Here is a 22,168-nt window from a genome sequence, read left to right on the forward strand (position 1 = left end):
TGACTTTGGCTCTAAAGTGTATTAAAAAAATTTATTTGGCTGGCAGTGTTGGCACCTGAGCATCAAACCATTTTTCATAGATTTTGGCGTAAGTGCCGTCGGCCACAATTTTTTGCAGGCCGCTGTTGATTTTACTACGTAATTCTTCATTACCTTTCGCGACGGCGATGCCGAAATATTGGCGCTCAAACTTATCATCAGCAACCAGCGCAAAGGCTTTCTCTGGATGGTTTTTTAGATAGAATTTGGCCACCCCCACATCCCCGACCGCGGCGGCTATACCATCTTCATATAACTCTTGCAGCATTAATGGCGTGTTATCAAAGCGCTTGATTGCGGTGCTATTTTTGCCCAGAACCTCGGATACCACGATATCCCCAGTGCTGGAATTCACCACACCGACATTCAAGTCTTTCAAGGCCGCAATGGAATCCACTTTCGAGCCTTTAGGAACCACGATAGTTTGCTCTGCCGGGAAGTAAGGGTCAGAAAAATCAACCATTTGTTTACGTTTATCGGTAATGGTGATGCCAGAAATAATGATGTCGCGGTCACCTGAACCTAGTGTGGCAAAAATACCTTCCCACGGCGTATTGACCAATTTGACCTGAAAACCTTCGGCTTTACCGATAGCTTTAATGATATCGATATCAAAACCTTCCAGTTGTTTTTGGCTGTTTTCATACTCGAATGGGCGATAAGTACCACCGGAACCAACGACATAAGTCGGCTCGGCGGCAATAACTGTGCCCGCAGATAACACCGCGGCCAAGCAAGTTCCGACCAACATTAAACGTGTAAACATGTAAATCTCCCGGCTAAAAGTTAAAAGTGAGTGAAAGCATGATTTTTTATTTATGCAGTTTAAGTGCATAAAAATAAACTTTTATATATGTAAACTCAACTGCGATATGGGTTATTTATTTATGGCGATATTAAATATGCAAATTACTGTTGATGGGGGGCATAAGCTAATGATAAAAACAATTTTTCTAGTGTTTACCTCTAGGTGATGTCGCCGGGTTATTCATCAGCCATATCGTGGGGAGAAAGTGTGCGAGAAATTAGCATTTAATGACATTTTGTCGATTTACGTGGTATTTTTGCCGGAAATCGTCCTTGACCTGTATCTTGTGGGCTATTTCCGTCACAGAGTGGAGTCCGACGAAAAGTTGTGGGATGATTAGGCAGTTTTTCAGGGGGCGGAAATGGGAAAACTTACGCTACTATTGCTGATTTTACTTGGCTGGCTACAGTATTCATTGTGGTTGGGCAAGAATGGTGTTCATGATTTTGTTCGGGTTAAGGATGACGTGGCGCTCCAAGAGGTCAATAACGGCAAACTTAAAGCTCGAAACGACCAGCTATTTGCTGAAATCGATGATTTAAACGGTGGTCAAGAGGCTATCGAAGAGCGCGCACGTAACGAGCTGGGTATGATTAAACCCGGCGAAAGTTTCTACCGTCTGGTTCCTGACCAATCCAGACGCAATGCGAGTATCCCTTCGACGCCAAATAACGCGCAACAATAAATAATGAGTAATTTCGCAGTTTCCCTTCCTGAAATCGTCGCCGTATTGCCGGCGGCGGGTATTGGCAGCCGAATGCAGGCTGATTGCCCTAAACAGTATTTAATTGCGGGGGGCAAGACCATCATCGAACATGCTGTTTTTTCTTTGCTGAGTCACCCACGAATTCAGCGGATTATCGTGGTGATACATCCGCAGGACACGCAATTCTCTCAGTTATCCATCGCCCAAGATCCCCGCATCAGAGTGGTTCACGGCGGAGATGAGCGAGCTGATTCTGTGATGGCGGGTTTACAGCATGCCGGGCAGGCCGAATGGGCATTGGTGCATGATGCCGCGCGCCCCTGTTTGCACCCGGATGACCTTGAAAGATTGTTGGCGATTACCGCACATAGCAAGGTCGGTGGCATTCTGGCTGCACCGGTTCGTGACACCATGAAGCGCAGCGAGGCGGGTATTCAAGCCATTGCTCATACTGTGGATCGCCAAGCGCTGTGGCATGCTTTGACTCCTCAACTTTTTCCACTTGAGTTATTAAAAATGTGTTTATCCCGTGCCCTACAAGACGGCGCGGTGGTCACTGATGAAGCTTCTGCATTAGAGCATTGCGGCTATCATCCGATGCTGGTTTCCGGGCGTTCGGATAATATTAAAGTGACGCGCCCAGAGGATTTGGCGCTGGCAGAGTTTTATTTAACCCAACGGCAACCCCCAAATTCATTGGAGTGTAATTAATGCGAATTGGTCATGGTTTCGATGTGCATAAATTTGGTGAAAATGGCAGTGGCCCACTGATTATTGGTGGGGTGCGCATCCCTCACGAAAAGGGCTTGTTGGCACACTCAGATGGCGATGTTGCATTGCATGCTGCCACCGATGCATTACTGGGGGCCGCGGCACTGGGTGATATCGGCAAGCTATTCCCCGATACAGACCCAGCATTCAAAGGTGCGGATAGCCGCGCATTATTGCGTGAAGCATATCGCCGCATTCTGGCAAAAGGCTATCGGCTTGGGAACCTGGACATCACAATTATCGCCCAAGCGCCTAAAATGGCCCCCCATATTCCACAAATGCGCGTTCATTTGGCAGAAGACCTACAATGTCATATGGATGATATCAACGTAAAAGCCACGACGACTGAACAGCTCGGTTTCACTGGCCGCGGTGAGGGTATTGCATGTGAAGCCGTAGCGCTATTAATTAAAGTTGAACAGATTTAAGGCATAACTGATGGATATGGACAATCTAACCTGGCTGCACGGCAAACCTAAGGCGAGTGGCATTTTAAAAGCCAATCCGGAAGACTTTGTGGTGGTCGAAGACTTGGGATTTGAGCCGGACGGTGAAGGCGAGCATCTCTTGGTTCGTATCCGCAAAAATGGCTGCAACACCCAATTTGTTGCAGATTATCTGGCGCGTTTCGCCAAAATTCACCCGCGGCTGGTGAGCTACGCGGGCTTGAAAGATCGCCACGCGGTCACCGAACAGTGGTTCTGCTTACATTTACCCGGTAAAGAAGCGCCAGATCTTGCCACTTTCGCGTTAGAGGGCTGTGAAGTCCTCGAGTCCGTGCGCCAAAAAAGAAAACTGCGTATTGGTTCATTGAAGGGCAATGCTTTTACCTTGGTATTACGCCATATTACGGACAGTCAGGACGTAGATCAGCGACTGCAGCAGATAGCCACTCACGGCGTACCTAATTATTTTGGTAGCCAGCGATTTGGCCGTGGTGGCAATAATCTGGTGCAAGCGCGTTTGTGGGCGAATAATGAAATTCGAGTTAAAGAGCGTAGCAAACGCAGCTTTTACTTGTCCGCCAGTCGCAGTGCCATGTTCAATCTGATTAGCAGCTGCCGTTTAGCTCAACAGCTGGCGACGACGGTACTGGCAGGTGATGCATTGCAGCTATCTGGCCGTGGGAGCTGGTTTGTCGCTGAGTCTGATGAGTTAGTCGCGTTACAGCAGCGCCTTGATGCCGGTGAATTGAATGTGACGGCTCCGTTGCCGGGTGATGGTGAACTGGGAACTCAGGCTGAGGCATTGGCTTTCGAACTGGCGTGTCTGGCAGATCAATCTGAACTACTGGCACTGATTAAACGCGAACGTGTCGAGGGTGCGCGCCGGGCTATCTTACTCAAACCGCAAAATATGCAGTGGAACTGGTGGGATGAGGTCACTTTAGAACTCAGCTTCTGGTTACCTGCGGGCAGTTTTGCCACCAGTGTCGTGCGCGAAATCATAAATCAGGATAATGCTGATGCTGCGGATATTGCTGAGTAACGATGATGGAATCACTGCGCCGGGCATACAGACGCTCGCTGCCGCATTACGGGAGTTTGCACTGGTGCACATTGTGGCACCGGATCGTAATCGTAGTGGCTCCTCTAATGCATTGACGCTTGACAGTGCTTTGCGCATTACCACCTTATCTAATGGCGATATTGCCGTACAGCAAGGAACCCCGACAGATTGCGTTTATCTGGGGGTTAATGCCCTAATGCGCCCTCGGCCAGACATTGTGGTGTCTGGCATCAATGCTGGCCCTAATCTGGGTGATGATGTTATCTACTCCGGCACGGTGGCGGCGGCCATGGAAGGGCGGCATTTGGGTTACCCGGCTTTGGCGGTTTCACTCAATGGGCATCAACATTATGCGACCGCCGCCGCCGTTACTTGCCGTATACTGCGCGCTTTACAACATAAACCGTTGCGCACGGGCAAGATACTGAATATTAATGTACCTGATTTACCTTTATCTGAAATTAAAGGGATTCGGGTAACACGTTGTGGTAGCCGCCATCCCGCAGAGCAGGTATTTTGTCAGCAAGACCCTCGAGGGCAAGATCTCTATTGGATTGGCCCTCCAGGAGAAAAATTTGATGTGGCGGAGGACACTGATTTTGCGGCGGTTGAGCAAGGTTATGTGTCGATCACGCCATTGCAGGTTGATTTAACGGCCTATGGGGCTCAAGACGTAGTTGAAAACTGGTTAGCCAGCAATCAACATGAGGTTGACGGGGAATGGTAAATAAACGCATGCAAACATTGTTGATGCAGTTACGTCAGCAAGGTATCCAGGACGAGCGCTTGTTACAAGCTATCGAAGCGGTGCCGCGCGAGCGTTTTGTTGATGAGGCATTGGCGCATAAGGCGTATGAGAACACTGCATTGCCGATAGGTTCCGGGCAAACTATTTCTCAGCCTTATATGGTGGCACGAATGACCGAGTTGCTGCAATTGACACCCACTTCGCGCGTATTAGAGATAGGCACTGGGTCAGGATATCAGACTGCTATTTTGGCGCATTTGGTCGAACATGTATGCTCAGTCGAACGAATCAAAGGGCTACAGTGGCAGGCAAAACGCCGCCTGAAGCAGCTGGACCTGCATAATGTCTCCACCCGCCATGGTGATGGCTGGTTAGGTTGGGCATCGCGCGGGCCATTTGATGCGATCATTGTGACGGCTGCTCCACCAGAAATACCGCATGCTTTACTTGAGCAATTGGATGAGGGGGGGATATTGGTGCTGCCGGTAGGGGAACAGGCCCAGACCTTGAAATATGTGCAGCGCCGAAATCATGAGTTCCAGGTTGAAACGGTGGAAGCGGTGCGTTTTGTTCCTCTGGTTAAAGGGGAATTGGCGTAAATAAATACCTTGATACCCGGCATATTTCAAGCTGCATCAGTGTTGGCTGCTTGCGTTCACCCCAGTCACTTACTCGTGTAAGCGCTAGGGGGTTTATTCAATCGCCGCCCTCCTGCAACTCGAATTATTTGGGGTATATTCAGTCTTAATCGTTGACTAAAGTCGAAGTGCAGTTTTCTTGTGCTAAAGATGAGACAAAAATCAGTAACATAATTGTATGGCATGGCTGGGGCGCTATTGATAGCATGCGCGCATCTATATTGGATATATCGCTTAATATTGCTGTCATGGGGGAAGCATGAGCACGGGAAGCCCAATGATTACATTACGCCGGGTTGCGGCATGTACGGTTATGAGTTTATGGTTGGTTGGTTGTAGTAATGATAATACCACATCAGCACCAATCAGCAGTGTTGGTGGCGATCGTTCAGGCACGATGCTGAGCGGCTCGGACACCAATAGTTCGGGTGAGCGCATCGTTTATAACCGTAGTTACGACAATATTCCCAAAGGAAGCTACAGCGGTAATACTTATACCGTTAAACGTGGTGACACACTGTTTTATATTGCCTGGATAACGGGGAATGACTTCCGTGATCTGGCGGCAAAAAATAATATTGCCGAGCCTTATAGCCTGAATGTGGGGCAATCTATTCAGTTGGGCAATGGTTCTGGCGGCGGAATGTTAGCCGCGACGGACGCCACATCAGGTGGAATAACAAAACCGCCTGCAAATATTCAGAACACAACTACAACGGTTGATTCTCAATCAACTAGCGGGTATTCTGAAAACTCGGGTAAACAGAATGTTGGCAAAATGTTGCCATCGGCAGGGGCAGTTGCTGCGACAACCGCACCTGTTACCGCGCCAAGCAGCCCTATCAGTGACCCTACCAGTAATGGTGGCCCAGTCAGTAGCTGGAAATGGCCAACTGAAGGTAAAACGATCGATAGTTTCTCTGCTTCCGAAGGGGGCAACAAAGGGATTGATATCGCCGGTTCTCGCGGGCAACCCATCTTCGCCACAGCAAATGGGCGAGTTGTGTATGCCGGGAACGCACTGCGTGGTTACGGTAATCTTATCATCATCAAACACAATGATGATTACCTGAGCGCCTATGCTCACAACGATACAATGCTGGTCCGGGAACAAGAAGAAGTGAAGGCGGGTCAAAAAATAGCCACCATGGGTAGCACCGGAACCAGTTCAGTAAGATTGCACTTTGAAATTCGTTACAAGGGGAAATCCGTAAACCCGCTGCGTTACCTTCCGCAGCGATAGATTGGGCAGAATACGCTGTATTCTGTTCGCCGGATTCACGGGTAGGAGCAGCATATGAGCCAAAATACGCTGAAAGTTAACGAGTTGCATGAAGATGCTGATTTTGATGAAAACAGTACGGAAACTGAAATTTTCGACGAAAAAGCATTAGTAGAAAATGAGCCTACTGAAAGCGAGTTAGCAGAAGATGAGCTGTTGGCGCAAGGCGTTACCCAGCGAGTGCTGGACGCGACGCAGCTCTATCTTGGTGAGATTGGTTATTCGCCGTTGCTGACCGCGGAAGAAGAGGTTTATTTTGCCCGGCGTGCATTGCGCGGAGATGTGCCTTCACGTCGGCGTATGATTGAAAGTAACTTGCGGCTGGTAGTGAAGATTGCCCGCCGTTACAGTAATCGCGGTTTAGCGCTGCTGGATTTGATTGAAGAGGGTAACCTTGGTCTGATCCGCGCAGTGGAAAAGTTTGACCCTGAACGCGGTTTTCGTTTCTCCACTTATGCCACTTGGTGGATACGCCAGACCATTGAACGGGCGATAATGAACCAAACCCGTACTATTCGTCTGCCTATCCATATCGTCAAAGAATTAAACGTTTATTTGCGTACGGCACGAGAACTTTCTCATAAATTGGATCATGAACCGAGTGCGGAAGAGATTGCTGAGCAACTCGACAAACCGGTCGATGACGTGAGCCGTATGTTACGCCTTAACGAACGTATCACTTCTGTTGATACACCTTTAGGCGGCGATTCAGAGAAAGCCCTGCTAGATATTCTGTCTGACGAAAATGAAAACGGCCCAGAAGACACCACGCAAGATGACGATATGAAGCAAAGTATCGTGAAATGGTTGTTCGAATTGAATGCTAAACAGCGTGAAGTTCTGGCCCGTCGATTTGGTCTGTTAGGATATGAAGCAGCAACGTTGGAAGATGTGGGCCGCGAGATTGGTTTAACACGTGAACGTGTTCGCCAGATTCAGGTTGAAGGTCTGCGTCGTTTGCGGGAAATTCTGCAAGCTCAGGGCCTGAGTATTGAAGCATTGTTCCGCGAATAAATATTGTCTGAAAACAAAAAAACGGTGAACTAATGTTCACCGTTTTTTTATGCCTAAAATTGTCAGTGGCTAATGGTTTTTGTCCGGTTACACCATATTCTTCAGGCGATAAATCCACTCCAGTGCCTGGCGTGGTGACAGTGAGTCTGGATCCAGCGCTTCTAAGGCTTCGACTGCAGGTGATACTTCTTCATTGAGCAATGTCAGTTGCGAGCCATCAATCTTGCTTGCCGCGGCATTATTAGACAAAGATTCCAGCTCTTTCAGCTTTTGCCGCGCGCGCTTAATCACTTCCCGCGGTACACCGGCCAGAGCGGCTACCGCCAGACCATAACTTTTACTGGCCGCGCCATCTTGTACACTGTGCATAAAGGCGATGGTTTCGCCATGTTCCAGTGCATCAAGGTGAACATTAACCACACCCTCCATTTTTTCCGGTAGGGTTGTTAGCTCAAAGTAGTGGGTTGCAAATAGCGTCATGGCTTTGATACGGCTGGCCAGATTTTCAGCGCAGGCCCAAGCCAATGATAAACCATCATAAGTTGAGGTGCCGCGACCAATTTCATCCATTAACACCAAACTTTGCTCGGTAGCATTATGCAAAATATTAGCAGTTTCAGTCATTTCGACCATAAAGGTGGAACGACCTGATGCTAAATCATCAGCAGCACCGACTCGGGTGAAAATACGATCAACCGGCCCGATAGTGGCTTGATCCGCAGGAACATAACTTCCCATATGAGCCAGTAAGACGATCAATGCCGTTTGGCGCATATAAGTGCTTTTACCGCCCATATTGGGGCCAGTAATGATAAGCATGCGCCGCTGAGGTGATAATGTCAGCGGGTTAGAAATAAATGGCTCGCTGAGCACCTGCTCCACCACCGGATGACGACCACCGGTAATTTTTATCCCCGCTTTGTCACTCAGAACAGGGCAGTTATAGTTAAGTGTTTCTGCTCTTTCGGCCAAGTTCGCCAACACATCGAGTTCAGCCAGCGCATTGGCACTGATTTGCAATGCAGAGAGATGCGGTAACAGTAAATCGAAAATTTCTTCGTACAGCCCTTTTTCAATCGCCAGCGCTTTTCCCTTAGACGTCAGAACCTTATCTTCATACTCTTTCAGTTCTGGAATAATATAACGCTCGGCATTTTTTAGGGTTTGTCGGCGGACATAATGAATAGGTACCAGATGGCTTTGGCCACGGCTAACTTGGATGTAATAGCCATGGACACCATTAAAACCGACTTTTAGTGTATCCAGCCCCAACTTTTCGCGTTCACGAATTTCCAAACGATCAAGATAATCGGTTGCGCCGTCAGCCAGTGCCCGCCATTCGTCTAATTCTGCATTATATCCTGGGGCGATGACGCCGCCATCACGCACTAATACTGGCGGAGTTTCGACGATGGCGCGTTCCAGTAGGTCTTGTAACTCATCAAACTGGCCGACTTGTGAGCATAAATTTTGCACATGGGGAACATTCACCGGTTGCAATAAGCGGTGAATCTCTGGCAATTGTTGAAAAGCATGGCGCATTCTTGCCAGATCTCTTGGGCGAGCCGTCCGCAGAGCCAGGCGTGCCAGAATACGTTCTAAATCCCCGACCTGGCGCAACGGCGTTTGCAGTTCAGCCGTAATATCTTGCAGACCACCAATGGCTTGCTGGCGATCAGTCAACATTTTAAGGTCACGAATGGGGGCATGTAGCCAGCGTTTTAGCATGCGGCTGCCCATCGCGGTCACACTGCAATCAAGAATCGCAGCCAGTGTGTTCTCCGTCCCCCCTGACAAGTTTTGGGTCAGTTCGAGATTCCGACGGGTCGCGGCATCCATAACAATGCCGTCTTGCTGGCGCTCCATGGTCAAGCCACGGATATGGGGCAGTGAAGTTCGTTGGGTATCTTTGACATATTGCAGCAAGCAGCCGGCAGCCCGCAGTGCCTGATGCGCATGTTCAACACCAAAACCGATTAAATCTCGAGTGCCGAATTGCAGATTGAGCTGCTGCTTGGCGGTTTCCAGCTCAAACTCCCATAATGGGCGGCGGCGTAAGCCATGTCGCGGTTCGATTAACGACATTTGCTCGAAGTTTTCTGGATAAAGTAACTCTGCTGGATTGGTTCGTTGCAGCTCGGCCGCCATGGTTTCAAGGTCTGCGGGTTCTGCAACCCTAAAGCGCCCTGAACTGATATCCAGTGTTGCATAACCAAACCCACGAGCATCCTGCCAAATAGCTGCCAGCAGATTATCCTGCCGTTCTTGCAGCAAAGCCTCATCGCTCACCGTGCCAGGGGTGACAATGCGCACCACTTTGCGCTCAACAGGCCCTTTACTGGTGGCAGGATCACCGATTTGTTCGCAGATAGCTGCTGACTCACCCAATTGAACCAGTTTTGCCAGATAGTTTTCTATCGAATGATAGGGAACCCCGGCCATCGGAATCGGTTCACCGGCAGAAGCACCGCGTTTCGTCAGTGAGATATCCAGTAACTGTGATGCGCGTTTGGCATCATCGTAGAACAGCTCATAGAAATCTCCCATCCGATAAAACAGGAGGATTTCAGGGTGTTGGGCTTTGAGCCGAAGATACTGCTGCATCATCGGCGTGTGATTTTCCGTGCCTTTAATTATAACATTTTTGTCGTTGATTTTACTGTGTTTTTCCATTTTAGAAAACTCTGGAGTGAGTGTGTTTTAGTATACATAAACACACTCACTGCGAAAAAATGTATACTATATGTATATCAGCTACTCTTGCTGCTGAACAAAAAAAGAACTGGTATACAAATCATATGAAAATCAATCTAAATCAACAGCTTGTGGCTAAGACATTATCTATTGATTATAAGCCGAGGATCTTACCTGACGGCCAATTGATCTTTGAACTTAACGAAGACCGTAAACCGTACTTTATCACAGATGCTCATCGTGACGCGCCAGTCGGATTTGGTATAAAGGTTTCAACCAACAAGAAGGTGTATTATATCCAGAGAAGGGTTTCTGACTCGGATTCTGGTATGCAAGTGATTAGAGCTACCCTTGGAAGCGTTAGCGACTTTGATAACATCGCACAAGCCCGCGATGAGGCCCGTCGTTATGTTCAACAGATGAAACAGACGAAGCGCAATCCAAATAAAGTCAAACGAGAAACACATGCTTCAGAACTAATGATAAAAGAGATCTTTGAGCAATATAGAAGGCATTTAACTACCCGGTCAAGTATTCAATGTGTTGATCATGCGGTAGAATCACTCTTTTTGAAGTGTGCATCTGATGGCTAAAGTTGACGTAAAATGCCCGTTTTGTGAGCAAATCGAATCTGTTAAAAAGCATGGCCTGGGTAAGGCCAAACTTCAGCGCTATCGGTGCCAGTCGTGCTGCCGTACTTTCCAGCTCGATTATGCTTATCGCGCCTGCCAACCCGGCATGAAATCACAAATTGTCGACCTTGCAATGAACAATGCCGGTATTCGAGACACTGCCCGAGCTTTACATATCAGCATTAATGCCGTTGTGCGCACACTAAAAAACTCTCGCCGAGAGTTGTAACCACGCTTCCTCTGGATAACCTGCAAATTCAGCTTATCTGTGAAGTTGATGAAATGTGGTCGTTTGTTGGCAATAAAAAGCGTCAGCGTTGGCTGTGGTATGCATGGGAGCCTCGTCTCAAACGTATTGTTGCTCATGCTTTTGGGCGCAGGAGCAAAATGACGCAGTGCAAATTACTGGGTTTACTGTCGGGCTTCAGAGTCGCCTTCTGGTGTACAGACAACTTCAGTGCTTATGAGATGTTACCGGCTACAAAAGACATCACAGGTAAGCTTTACACCCAGCGGATTGAACGCAAAAACCTGAATCTTCGTAACCGGTTAAAACGACTGAATCGCAAAACGCTTGGGTACTCAAAATCGGCAGAAATGCATGACAAGATAATCGGCACGTTCATTGAGCGTGAGCATTACCTGCAATGACCCTATCTACACATTGAATACGTGACCCAGTTTTATCAACAATATTGTGGTGTTAGGTGTAACGGCCTGATGCCACGAAGATGACAGTAGTATCAGATAAAAGGCGCCTTTTTCTGTTTTGGATAAAAGAAAATCGTGTAGACGAGGTATAACCATACAATCATAGTGGAATATTGTGTCAATTAATCAAGAACAATAAAAAGATGTCGAAACACTAATTGAAAACAGAGCTTGACCAGATTAATTAAAATGATATTTATCACAAATATTTTTATGCGAGATATTGCGGCTGGGATATTTTAATTAATATTATTATGTAGTTAGCGTTTACTTCCCTCCTATTAACAAGATTAATCTTGCCTTTCCCGAGACTTTGTAGAATAAATAATAAGAAAACTATCAACTATAATCTCAACCACAACATCCTGATTCTGTGAATTTTATCCAGGCCGCACACGCGGGATCTCTCATTAATATAGACAAGAAACATCTGAAAATAATAAGCGTTACTTAATAATCGACTACTTTTCATAGTCACTTTTCATTATTCGCTATAGTGACTACACAAAGATGTATCAAAAATAATATTTGAGGAGATAAGAATGTCAGAATCCCCAATCAGTCAAACAGATAGCAAACATTCCAAACAACGTCGTGCCTTATTAAAAGGTGCAGTCGGCATGTCTGTACTGGGTATCGCCAGCGGGTTAACTTTAGCCGTGCCTGGGATATCTTATGCGGCAGCATTAACGCGTGAGGAACGCGATAAACTCACGCCGGATCAAATTATTGCCGGAATGAAGGAAGGTAACGTTCGTTTTAGAAGTGGCAAGATTCAACAACATGACTATTTGGCGCAAAAACGTGCCAGTGCTGAAGGTCAATTTCCGGCTGCAGTCATTTTAAGTTGTATTGATTCACGTGCACCGGCTGAGATTATTTTTGATACTGGGATTGGTGAAACATTTAATGCCCGCGTTGCCGGTAATGTTTCCAATAACGATTTACTCGGTAGCATGGAGTTTGCCTGTGCCGCGGCGGGAGCAAAAGTTGTACTGGTGATGGGGCATACTGCGTGTGGCGCAGTACGTGGGGCTATCGATGGTGTAGAGCTTGGTCATTTGACTGGGCTGTTGAACCAAATTAAACCTGCTATTGCTAAGACTGAATTTAGCGGTGAAAGAACCGGCAAAAACGCTGAGTTTGTTGATGCTGTCGCTAAAAGTAATGTGCTGCATACCATCAATGAAATACGCAAACAAAGTGAGATCCTTAGCGGATTAGAGAAAGAAGGGAAAATTAAAATCGTTGGCGCTATGTACAACCTCAATGGCGGTGCGGTTGAGTTTGTGAGCTAATTGTTTGTGAGATGATTGTTTGTGAGATGATTGTTTGTGAGATGATTGTTTGTGAAATAATTGCTTGTAAAGTAATTGTTTGTCAGCGTCGAGTGTAATAACTCGACGCTTATTATTAATGAGTCACGTTTAAACGCGATAATGTTTATTGATAAAGCTATGCCATGAATATGTTTCCTATCCCTAGGATTTCAGGAGCCTCACGATGATTCCTCCTATATCAACTTGTTAAACCTATCCAAAAACTCAAATAACAGATCATTATTTTAAATAGGTGAGGCTTCGATATGTTTCAATTTGATGCCAATGGCACGCTCGTTATCGCTTCGCTGGTGTTATTGCTTGGACGGCAATGCGTCAAGCACATTTCTATCTTGCAAAAATACGCCATACCCGAACCCATTGCGGGGGGATTATTACTCGCATTACTCTTTTTGCTTATTCATCAGACCACAGGTTGGGAAGCCAACTTTGATACCTCGCTGCGTGACCCATTAATGCTAACGTTTTTTGCCTCCATTGGGCTGAATGCAAATTTGGCCAGTTTACGGGCGGGCGGTAAGGTTTTGGTTCGATTTTTTGTCGTCGTGATAGGGCTATTGTTGCTGCAAAACATGGTGGGTATCGGTATGGCGACCTTGCTAGGACTGGATCCGCTGATGGGGCTGCTGGTCGGCACCATCACCCTTTCGGGAGGGCATGGAACCGGTGCGGCGTGGAGTGCTGTTTTTGCCGATGATTACGGTTTAAGTAACGCAACGGAAGTTGCTATGGCCTGCGCAACATTCGGTTTAGTCTTGGGCGGATTGATTGCTGGCCCAGTCGCACTTTATCTTATCAAGCACTCTGCTACGCCAGAGGGGAGGGCGGAAGATAGCTTGCAACCGACGACGTTCGAAAAACCTCAGTCTGGGCGAGTGATTACTGCATTGGTCTTGGTCGAAACTATCGCCATGATTACCATTTGTTTGATGGCGGGTCGCTATATTGCGGGATTGTTGGCAGAGACTATTTTCGCATTGCCGGTATTCGTGTATGTGCTCTTTATTGGGGTTATTCTCAGTAACTTACTTCTTTATACTGGATTTTATCAGGTATTCGATCGCGCGGTTTCGGTGGTGGGTAACGTCAGCCTTTCACTTTTCCTCGCCATTGCACTGATGAGTCTAAAATTATGGGAGTTGGCTTCTTTGGCATTGCCCATGTTGGCGATTTTAATTGTGCAGATGCTGACGATGGCGCTGTATGCCATATTTGTGACTTATCGGGTGATGGGTAAAAATTACGATGCGGCAGTGCTTTCTGCAGGGCATTGTGGTTTAGGTTTAGGGGCGACACCTACCGCTATTGCTAATATGCAGGCGATTACCGAGCGTTTCGGTCCCTCACATGTCGCGTTTCTTATTATCCCGATGGTCGGTGCATTCTTCTTGGATATAGCCAACGCGATTGTCATCAAACTTTCGTTATTATTGCCGATGTTTACGCCATTGGGGTAAAGCGAAGTACTCAATAGCAAACTTCAAAAATATTTTGGGTGCTATTAGGTGGCGCAATAACAATAAGAAGGTCATGTGATGACCTTCTTATTCATCCTTATAAGCGTCCCTATTCTTAAACCGGGAATTAACCACTGGGGCTTTTCTGTATCCATCACATACATCATCGGTAATAGTAAAAAGGAATTTTACCTTTCACGGAGATGAAGATGAAAATACAGGCATGGACAGAAAAGCTGCACGATGATCGTATAGAAAATATATGTATTCGAAACCGGATATTGCTGCGTTACTGGCTGACTGAACAGATCATGACCGGAGAGGCGGTATGAAAAGAATTCAGTTGTCTGGCGGCGTGAAGCCCCTTTATTTGATGATTCCTCTGCTGTTATCGGCATGCCACACCCCTCCATTCCAATCGCAAGTGCACAACACAATGTCTGTATCAGCAGAAAACATTGACCCGACCAAATCGCTTTTTCCTCTGGAGAATTATTCGCAGTCTGTCGATAAATGGCTCCCACCTGGCCCTGAAATGCATGTTCCAGTCATCGATGCCGCCACACAGCAACGGCATTTTTCTGCCCTACAATCCCACTATTTTGGCATGGGACAAGATGAACAATCGCCTTGGAATCCTCATCACATCAGTTCCATTCTGAGTCATGAAGCTGAAAGTATCCGAGATGCCAACATTAACAAGTACCTCAGTAAAAGCAGTGTTTCTTGGGGAGAAAACTTTAGGGTCCATTCTGATGACTGGAAACAGGCGATAAGAGATAACGCGAATACCAACATTGACCCTATTTATCGCCCCTATGCTCGGGGTATTACCGTCAAGGAGGCACTGGTCAGGATTCTCCCAACTGTCGATCCGGCTTATGACGACCCTCGCAAAGCTGGGCAGGGATACCCATTTGACAATTTACAGGAGTCCTCCATCCGTACTGGCACCCCTGTGTACGTCATCGCAGATAGTCGCGACAGAAGCTGGAAATACGTCATATCCCCATCTGTCACTGGATGGGTTCACAGCGAAGATATCGCGACAGTAGATCAGCCGTTTGTCACCGAATGGTTGGCGCTGGCGAAAGGAAACCTCGGCGCGTTCATTAATGAGCCTGTTTCCGTCCATGAAAATGGGCAGTATTATTTCACGGCTCGTCCTGGCACTATCTTGCCATTTCGTAATAAACAGTCGGACCTTTTTCTGACCGCAATACCAGTACGTGACGTTGACGGCCGCGCAAAAATTCGGTGGGTCAGCCTGAAAGAAGGCGAGTTCATTGCAATGCCTTGGAAAATGACGCCCAGTAATATTGCAACGCTGATGAAGTCGATGAAAGGCAGACCCTATGGTTGGGGAAATTATAATTTCTATAACGACTGTTCTGCCGAAATACGCAGCTTACTGATGCCTTTCGGTATATTTCTTCTCAGAAACTCCGCAAGTCAGATACAGGCGGCGACCAGAGTCGTTGACCTCAGTCAAGAGGATACCAACGCGCGGATCCGTTATCTCATGGAACATGGCAAGCCATTCACCACGCTGGTCTACATTCCGGGGCATATCATGTTGTATATCGGCAACGCGGTGATTAACGGGCAGAATGTACCGATGACCTATCAAAATATATGGGGGCTGCGACCAGCAGGATCTAATAGCCGGAGTATTATTGGCGGTTCAGTATTCTTCCCGTTATTAGCCTCCTATCCAGAGAACCCTGAATTGATGTCGCTGGCAGGTAAAGCGCAGTTTAAACTGGGATTTATTGAATAACGGATACGGTTTACTGTTCTGCGTGATTATTTTCTCGATGAGAATCACAGTCGCTCATTATTTACAAAAACTAACGCCAGCAATGATGTCTGGCGTCTTTCGAGGGTCTTCAGTTGTATTGAAAGTGGCCGCTGCGTTTGGTGTTATCTGGTCGCAGCGGCAGGGAAATGGAGGTATTTAGGGCGTAGCAGTAGTAACCCGACCAACTTGGCCGGGGTATTCATTAAAATGGTGAAAATAAAATACTTTTACTATCGCTATCAGCTTGGTCGATTAATGCAATTACAGATAATAAATAATCCTGAACATCTTGTCCTGATAACTCATATTTCATTAGGTTTCTAATCTCTTCGCGAAGCTCCCCAAGCTGCTCATCACTAAAAAGCTCCATATCGCAATTAGATAGCTCAGATAGCAAAGGATATCTACAGCGATCATTCCTAATTAAAAAGTTTTCATTCCCTGGAAAGTCTTCCAATGCGGTAATACTTTCGCCCAAAACCTTATCCCATAAATATACTATAAACATATGGTCACCTAATCACCGTTTTACCTGGGAACGTATTAATCAAATTACCTTGTTTGTCAGTGATGACTGTCATTATCGACGTTGGAGCACCGTTGCTCATAGCATCAACCCCGATGTTTTTCCCCATATCTACAGTACGAATATAGTTACCTGTCGAAGGTGAATATTGGGTCGTGACGCAAACTTAGTGTTGGTGTACTCTTTACCCTTTGGATGATTGATGGCAAAGATTGATGTGGTTTGTCCTCGCTGTTCTGAAACTCATGGGGTTATCCGAAACGGCCACTCCGGCTCAGGGGCGCAGCTCTATCGCTGTAACCAATGCCTGAAGACCTTCCAGCTCAGCTATCGCTACAACGGAGCTAAACCCGAAACCCATCAGGCCATCGTTGATATGGCGATGAACGGCTCCGGATGCCGCGATACAGCACGGGTTCTACGGATAAGCCTCAATACCGTTCTGCGTCATCTAAAAAACTTACGCCGCACCAGGTAGCGCAAAACGTAGAGCCTAGCGCAGAGGTGGTTATCTGCTGTGAAGCCGATGAGCAGTGGTCATATGTCCGCTGTAAAGGCAATCAACGCTGGCTGTTTTATGCCTATGACCGCATCCGAAAGCGCGTTATCGCCCATGTATTTGGCCCGCGAAATGCTTTGACATTAAAGCGTCTTCTGGTTTTGCTGAGCCAGTTTAGCATTGCCTTCTACATGACCGATGCCTGGCCGGTATACCGCACTTTATTGTCCTCAACCAGTCATGTTATCAGCAAGAAATACACCCAGAGGATAGAGCGACATAATCTGAACTTGCGAACCCATCTCAAACGGTTAGCCCGCAAGACTATCTGCTTCTCAAAATCAGAAGAAATGCACGATAAGATCATCGGATGGTATCTGACAATTAACCATTACCACTAAATCTGCGGCACGACCGAATATTGTACTGACGTTTTAACAACTGTGTCTGATTGCAATATCGTCTTCAGTTCATCTTGGGTGACAGTAAAATGTGATTTATTAGCTCCCCACTCACCACCATGTTTCTTCCAGGCATATTCCAATCCTGAGCCTGTAGAACCATCCCCAACTCTGAGGTTAACTCTCGACTGAACAATTGAACCTTTCCAGATTGGCTGCGCTGAGATCTCATCACTGGCCTTGTTAATCAGCTTAGATGCTTCTGTAACATCACCTTTCTTCAGCGCCGATTCCGCTGCTTTAATCGCCTTGCCCGCGGCATCGCCAACACCTGGTATAATACTTATCGCGACAACAAGGTAATCCAATGCACTTTGGGCTTCCGCAAGGCTTTTGATATCGCCGATGATAGGAACGAAGTCTATTCCAAATTCAGCAAATCCCTTCAGCAATTCATCACGATGTTCACTTATCTTCGCTGAACAAGCCTCTGCACTTAACCCGGCGCAGTTCTGCGCCTTGAACTCTTCAACTGCGGCAACCAACTCTTTCTGCGCATTTTGATATTTCTGTTCCTGCGATACACCAGCGGTTTTATTATCAATAATGTCATGGAGTGCATTATTCTCAACCGCATTTTTCCCAGCCTGCGCACCCGCAACCGTATCAGCGGTGCTGTCACCGGTCAAGCCACCCGCCAGCCCTGCTGCCAGTGTTGCCAGTGCACTGACCGTCTGTTTCTGGTCTTCCGAGAGAGTGTTTTTGTCCCAGCCCATTGCCGCGATGATAATCGGTGCCATCAGTTCTGCCGTCGCCGCACCCGCAGCGCCTGCCAATGCACTGTTACCACTGGCATAGGCAGTGACTGCACCCAGCACGGCGTGTGCCATGGCATTGGCGGCCTGATTATCGCCGGTGCTTTTCTTAATCACTTCTGCCAGATACGGTGCTGAAGCGCCCGCCAGTGCCTGCGCCATGTTACCGCCCGCTAGCCCCTGTATCGCTGCCGTTGCTGCTTGAATGCCTTGTTGCAGGGCACTGCCAGTACCGTAAGGCGCCATGGCGGTATTGCGTATCTGGTTGGTCAGTTGTTCTTCCGTTGGCGTCAGAATACCTTTTTGAGCCAGCGCTTCTTTTGCCGCCTGAATAGCTTCTGGGTCTTTCAGCGCTTTTTCTTCCGCTATTCTGCCCTGAGTGCGAACAATATCGCTGACCTGACCACCAATCTCGCCAATAAGCTGCGCTTCCCGCAGCCGGTTTTGCTCTTTCTCTTTATCAAAGATAGGGCCGATACTGCCGTTGGCGTTGTCGGTATCGCGACTCAGGTCATCGACATTCTGCTGCTGTTTATCGGTATCGCGAATAGTGATAGTGCCATCAGCGATGGCTGCTTGCGTCGTGCCCTCGGCATGACCATCATTGCCCAGACCCGACAGCACCACGCCGCCCAGATTACTCAGCAGGTCAGACCCCACCGGGCCACCGGTGCTCAGGCTTCCGCCCTGATGCTCGGCCTTGAAATCAGCTTTGTTTTCGATGTTACTGAAGCCCAGCGTACCGGTATCCAGACTGTTTTTGCTCTTGTCGGCGGTGCTGGCAATCACGGCACCATCCAACTGGGTATGTTCACCAACGGTGATATCAAAGCCACCTTTGCCTGCGAAGATACCGGTCTGCTCCTGCACCGAGTCATAATTACTGTGCAGCCAAGCGACCATTACTTTCTTCACTGGCATCTTTGGCGGTGGTCACCGCGGTGTTCAGTGCGCTGCCGACTGCGCCAGACAGGGCCAGCGTCAGGCCGCTACTTTTTTGCTCGATGCTGTGGGTTTGGCTACTTTGGTTAAAGCGATCGCCTACACGCTGAAACGACGGGCCACGCTCAGCCGGTTCCTGAAGGATGGCGGGTTGCCACTGGACAACAATCGCTGCGAGAGGGCCATCAGGCCGGTGGTGATGGGGCGTTCAAACTGGCTCTTCGCAGGTTCGTTTGCAGCGGGTGAGCGCGCAGCCAGAATCATGAGTCTGCTGGAAACGCCCAAGATGAACGGTCTTGAGCCGCATGCCTGGCTGACGGATGTTCTGCAACGGTTACCGGGATGGCCGGAAGATAATCTGGATGCGTTGCTACCTATGCAGGGGTTCACCTTCGGGGAGAGAGACTCCTGACAGAGAGCCCGATGTCCGCACTAAGGACTTGCGCACCTGACAACGTAAATAGCGGCAAGCAGCGTCTCACCTAGCTTCAGAGCCCTTACACAACTGACTCCGTTCCTGCGTCACAGGCGCAAAACACCTTACTCAGAACTTCACCACCTGACGAGCGCTTCCCGAGGAAAGCTGAAGCCGACCTCATAGGGCATGTCAATATGAGGTCACCGGATGCTTACCCTAATACACTGATTTTAAATGTTAATCAGCAAAAAGTTGGTTTTGCATGGGGTGTGGGGATTTGGGGATTTTGAGGTGAGAAGCAGGCTATCGTTAAATAGCCTGCCGGGAAGGATTAACTTATTTCTGCTAGAGTTGCGGAGCAAAAAAATCCCACCAACTATGGGCGGGATTTTCGTTATTTCAAAATATAGTCAAACTTCTCATCCCAGTTAAATAGAATATCTTGTTGTTTTGTTTGTTCGAAGATTTGAACAATTTTATCAAAGCATTCACCAAGACATCTTTTTGATTGCTCAGAGTTTAGCCAAACTATCGTTACTGGCCTTTCTACGTCATTACTTAGACGATCCCTGAGAGCATCAAGATTCTTCCCATAATAAGGGCCAAAATCTAATAACGTGGACATAACCTTATGGAAGTCAGGCTCAGTTTCTACGCTCGCCCCATCTAAAATTACTTCATTCATACTCACTTCCATTTGCCTATTGAAGTCGCGGTTTCATAGTGATCTGTCGTGATATATAGCAAACCATCATTTGAATACAATAGCCTTGTTCCTGGTTGATTGCTTCTCGATATAGTATTATTTAATCCTATATCCGCTTCTTGCCACACTCTTCCTGGTGCAGAAGGCAGTAAGTTAGTCGAGTTTTCAAAGATATCGCCCCCCAACTGACCTCCAGGATTCGTATTATTTAATGCCTTTCCTGGCTTCCACCCATTAGCCGCAGCTTGTACTTTATTTACATAGTTTTGAGGCAATTGAATCGCCACTGATAATCTAGACACTTCCGAGCCGTTGATAATACTGGTTTTCATATTCTGTCGGTGACATCTGATCGCTAGAACCATGCCGACGCTTACTGTTATAAAACATTTCGATGTAATCAAAAATATCGCTGCGGGCTTCTTCCCGCGTTCCGTAGATCTTTTTCTTTATCCGCTCGCGTTTCAATAATTGGAAAAAGCTTTCTGCAACCGCATTATCGTGGCAGTTACCGCGACGGCTCATACTGCCCTCCAGGCCGTGTGATTTCAGGAACGACTGCCACTCATGGCTTGTGTACTGACTGCCCTGATCCGAGTGAACCAGCACCTGTTTTTGGGGATTACGCCGCCATACAGCCATCAGCAGTGCGTTCAGGACAATGTCCTTTGTCATCCGGGATTGCATGGACCAGCCGATAATTTTGCGTGAGAACAGATCAACAACCACGGCAAGATACAGCCAGCCTTCGTGGGTCCTAATGTAGGTTATGTCCGTTACCCAACGCTCATCCGGAGCATCCGGATTGAACTGCCGCTGGAGCCTGTTGGGCGACACGATACTGGCCTCGCCTTTACGTGCCCGCGGGCTCCGGTATCCGACCTGAGCCTTTATCCCGACACGTTTCATCAGTCGCCAGACTCTGTTGACTCCGCACTGTTGCCCGCAGTCCCGCAGTCCCGCAGTCCCGCAGATCCAGATGGATCTTGCGATAACCATAGACGCATCCCGATTCCAGCCAGAACTGTTTTATCTGTCCTGTCAGTCTCAGGTCTGCCTGATGACGTTGTGAATGCGGCTGCTGAAGCCAGGCGTAAAAGCCACTGGGATGAACATCCAGCACCCGACAGAGCAGGCGAACAGGCCAGCAAAAGGTGTTGTCACGGATAAAGGCGTACCTCAGTCGGACAGCTTTGCGAAGTACGCCGCGGCTTTTTTTAATATGTCCCGTTCGTCGGTAACCCGCTTCAGCTCTTTCTGGAGACGGCGGATCTCGGCCTGAGCATCTGACTGTTCTTTATTAGTGGAAGAATCCGGACCGTACTTCTTTATCCAGGCGTAAAGGCTGTGGGTGGTGATATCGAGACGTATTGCAACGCTGGAAACAGAATGACCACGATCAACAACCTGTTTGACTGCTTCAATTTTAAACTCTTCGGGATAACGCTTACCGCTCATGGGCACCTCTCTTTAAGCCATCTTAAATGACTCTGAGGTGTCTGTTAAACCCGTGGCGATTCAGTATTAATTATGCAAAACAATGCAAGAATACACATCAGTAAATAAAATAACGCGCCAGAGAATATATAAATTATTATCGGCGGCGACTGGCTCACCGAGTCCGGCATCACCAACGCTGAACAACTGCAACTCACCGCCGCACCGGGGATTATTCGGGTGCAGCGGGGGGAAGAGGAAGGATTTAGGGCTT

Annotated in this window: 20 protein-coding genes and 2 pseudogenes; 15 read left to right on the forward strand and 7 right to left on the reverse strand. The window is 47.7% G+C overall.

What is annotated here, in order from left to right:
- Nucleotides 1-31: 31 nt before the first annotated feature.
- On the reverse strand, nt 32-805 hold the full coding sequence (locus D5F51_RS04655) for a basic amino acid ABC transporter substrate-binding protein (RefSeq protein WP_129195743.1): 774 nt from the start codon (nt 803-805) through the stop codon (nt 32-34).
- Between the two features lie 403 nt (nt 806-1,208).
- On the opposite strand from D5F51_RS04655, the gene ftsB reads away from it, so the two are divergent.
- The 8 genes from ftsB (at nt 1,209) to rpoS (ending at nt 7,515) form a co-directional block, all read left to right on the forward strand.
- On the forward strand, nt 1,209-1,532 hold the full coding sequence (gene ftsB / locus D5F51_RS04660) for a cell division protein FtsB (protein ID WP_025379433.1): 324 nt from the start codon (nt 1,209-1,211) through the stop codon (nt 1,530-1,532).
- A 3-nt stretch (nt 1,533-1,535) separates the two neighbouring features.
- The gene (gene ispD, locus D5F51_RS04665) at nt 1,536-2,264 is read left to right on the forward strand and encodes a 2-C-methyl-D-erythritol 4-phosphate cytidylyltransferase (RefSeq protein WP_025379432.1); all 729 of its coding nucleotides are present in this window, start codon (nt 1,536-1,538) and stop codon (nt 2,262-2,264) included.
- Nucleotides 2,264-2,752: a 2-C-methyl-D-erythritol 2,4-cyclodiphosphate synthase gene (gene ispF, locus D5F51_RS04670; RefSeq protein WP_025379431.1), complete on the forward strand. Its 489-nt coding sequence runs from the start codon at nt 2,264-2,266 to the stop codon at nt 2,750-2,752. The genes ispD and ispF overlap by 1 nt, the downstream gene beginning before the upstream one ends.
- Before the next feature lie 10 nt (nt 2,753-2,762).
- Nucleotides 2,763-3,812, forward strand: coding sequence for a tRNA pseudouridine(13) synthase TruD (gene truD / locus D5F51_RS04675; RefSeq protein ID WP_129195744.1), 1,050 nt, complete (start codon nt 2,763-2,765; stop codon nt 3,810-3,812).
- Entirely contained in the window at nt 3,790-4,560 is a 771-nt protein-coding gene (gene surE / locus D5F51_RS04680) for a 5'/3'-nucleotidase SurE (protein ID WP_025379429.1), read from the forward strand. Before truD ends, surE begins: the two co-directional genes overlap by 23 nt.
- Nucleotides 4,554-5,180, forward strand: a complete 627-nt coding sequence (locus D5F51_RS04685) for a protein-L-isoaspartate(D-aspartate) O-methyltransferase (protein ID WP_025379428.1) — start codon at nt 4,554-4,556, stop codon at nt 5,178-5,180. The genes surE and D5F51_RS04685 overlap by 7 nt, the downstream gene beginning before the upstream one ends.
- A 316-nt stretch (nt 5,181-5,496) precedes the next feature.
- Nucleotides 5,497-6,462 carry a murein hydrolase activator NlpD gene (gene nlpD / locus D5F51_RS04690; protein WP_025379427.1) on the forward strand — a complete coding sequence of 322 codons (966 nt, stop codon included), beginning with the start codon at nt 5,497-5,499 and terminating at the stop codon, nt 6,460-6,462.
- A 54-nt stretch (nt 6,463-6,516) separates the two neighbouring features.
- Nucleotides 6,517-7,515: an RNA polymerase sigma factor RpoS gene (rpoS, locus tag D5F51_RS04695; RefSeq protein ID WP_025379426.1), complete on the forward strand. Its 999-nt coding sequence runs from the start codon at nt 6,517-6,519 to the stop codon at nt 7,513-7,515.
- A gap of 87 nt (nt 7,516-7,602) precedes the next feature.
- Here rpoS and mutS read toward each other — a convergent pair whose 3' ends face one another.
- Nucleotides 7,603-10,188: a DNA mismatch repair protein MutS gene (mutS, locus tag D5F51_RS04700; RefSeq protein ID WP_129195745.1), complete on the reverse strand. Its 2,586-nt coding sequence runs from the start codon at nt 10,186-10,188 to the stop codon at nt 7,603-7,605.
- Between the two features lie 125 nt (nt 10,189-10,313).
- On the opposite strand from mutS, the gene D5F51_RS04705 reads away from it, so the two are divergent.
- From D5F51_RS04705 to D5F51_RS04725, 5 genes are all read left to right on the forward strand, one after another.
- Nucleotides 10,314-10,802, forward strand: coding sequence for an integrase arm-type DNA-binding domain-containing protein (locus D5F51_RS04705; protein WP_129195746.1), 489 nt, complete (start codon nt 10,314-10,316; stop codon nt 10,800-10,802).
- A protein-coding gene (locus D5F51_RS04710; protein WP_129195747.1) for an IS1 family transposase occupies nt 10,795-11,492 on the forward strand; the annotation gives its coding sequence in 2 pieces (ribosomal slippage) (nt 10,795-11,044 and nt 11,044-11,492; 699 coding nt in all). The genes D5F51_RS04705 and D5F51_RS04710 overlap by 8 nt, the downstream gene beginning before the upstream one ends.
- 602 nt (nt 11,493-12,094) lie before the next feature.
- Nucleotides 12,095-12,850 carry a carbonic anhydrase gene (locus D5F51_RS04715; RefSeq protein ID WP_129195748.1) on the forward strand — a complete coding sequence of 252 codons (756 nt, stop codon included), beginning with the start codon at nt 12,095-12,097 and terminating at the stop codon, nt 12,848-12,850.
- Nucleotides 12,851-13,137: 287 nt separating this feature from the next.
- Entirely contained in the window at nt 13,138-14,349 is a 1,212-nt protein-coding gene (gltS, locus tag D5F51_RS04720) for a sodium/glutamate symporter (protein WP_129195749.1), read from the forward strand.
- 328 nt (nt 14,350-14,677) lie between these two features.
- Nucleotides 14,678-16,129, forward strand: a complete 1,452-nt coding sequence (locus tag D5F51_RS04725; protein ID WP_245994886.1) for an SH3 domain-containing C40 family peptidase — start codon at nt 14,678-14,680, stop codon at nt 16,127-16,129.
- 223 nt (nt 16,130-16,352) lie between these two features.
- On the opposite strand, the gene D5F51_RS04730 is transcribed toward D5F51_RS04725, so the two are convergent.
- Nucleotides 16,353-16,658, reverse strand: a complete 306-nt coding sequence (locus tag D5F51_RS04730; protein WP_049605169.1) for a hypothetical protein — start codon at nt 16,656-16,658, stop codon at nt 16,353-16,355.
- Nucleotides 16,659-16,878: 220 nt separating this feature from the next.
- On the opposite strand from D5F51_RS04730, the gene D5F51_RS04740 reads away from it, so the two are divergent.
- Nucleotides 16,879-17,576 (forward strand): IS1 family transposase gene (locus D5F51_RS04740; RefSeq protein ID WP_100273935.1). Its coding sequence is split into 2 segments (ribosomal slippage): nt 16,879-17,137 and nt 17,137-17,576, totalling 699 coding nucleotides; the frame shifts between segments, so codons are not numbered across the junction.
- Here D5F51_RS04740 and D5F51_RS22865 read toward each other — a convergent pair.
- On the reverse strand, nt 17,573-19,306 hold the full coding sequence (locus D5F51_RS22865) for a VENN motif pre-toxin domain-containing protein (protein ID WP_281279623.1): 1,734 nt from the start codon (nt 19,304-19,306) through the stop codon (nt 17,573-17,575). The two genes, D5F51_RS04740 and D5F51_RS22865, sit on opposite strands and share 4 nt — an antisense overlap.
- A gap of 109 nt (nt 19,307-19,415) precedes the next feature.
- Between D5F51_RS22865 and D5F51_RS04750 the strand changes: the two are divergent.
- A pseudogene (locus D5F51_RS04750) lies at nt 19,416-19,745 on the forward strand (IS66 family transposase); the annotation flags it as partial.
- A gap of 400 nt (nt 19,746-20,145) precedes the next feature.
- On the opposite strand, the gene D5F51_RS04755 reads toward D5F51_RS04750, so the two are convergent.
- From D5F51_RS04755 to D5F51_RS04765, 3 genes and pseudogenes are all read right to left on the reverse strand, one after another.
- On the reverse strand, nt 20,146-20,436 hold the full coding sequence (locus D5F51_RS04755) for a barstar family protein (protein ID WP_129195750.1): 291 nt from the start codon (nt 20,434-20,436) through the stop codon (nt 20,146-20,148).
- Nucleotides 20,437-20,438: 2 nt separating this feature from the next.
- A complete protein-coding gene (locus D5F51_RS04760; RefSeq protein WP_245994888.1) occupies nt 20,439-20,789 on the reverse strand; it encodes a ribonuclease domain-containing protein in 351 nt (116 codons plus the stop codon).
- Nucleotides 20,752-21,915: pseudogene (locus D5F51_RS04765) on the reverse strand (IS3 family transposase). The gene D5F51_RS04760 and the pseudogene D5F51_RS04765 overlap by 38 nt, the downstream one beginning before the upstream one ends.
- Nucleotides 21,916-22,168: the final 253 nt, after the last annotated feature.

The sequence above is a fragment of the Yersinia hibernica genome (assembly GCF_004124235.1).
GTDB lineage: Bacteria > Pseudomonadota > Gammaproteobacteria > Enterobacterales > Enterobacteriaceae > Yersinia > Yersinia hibernica.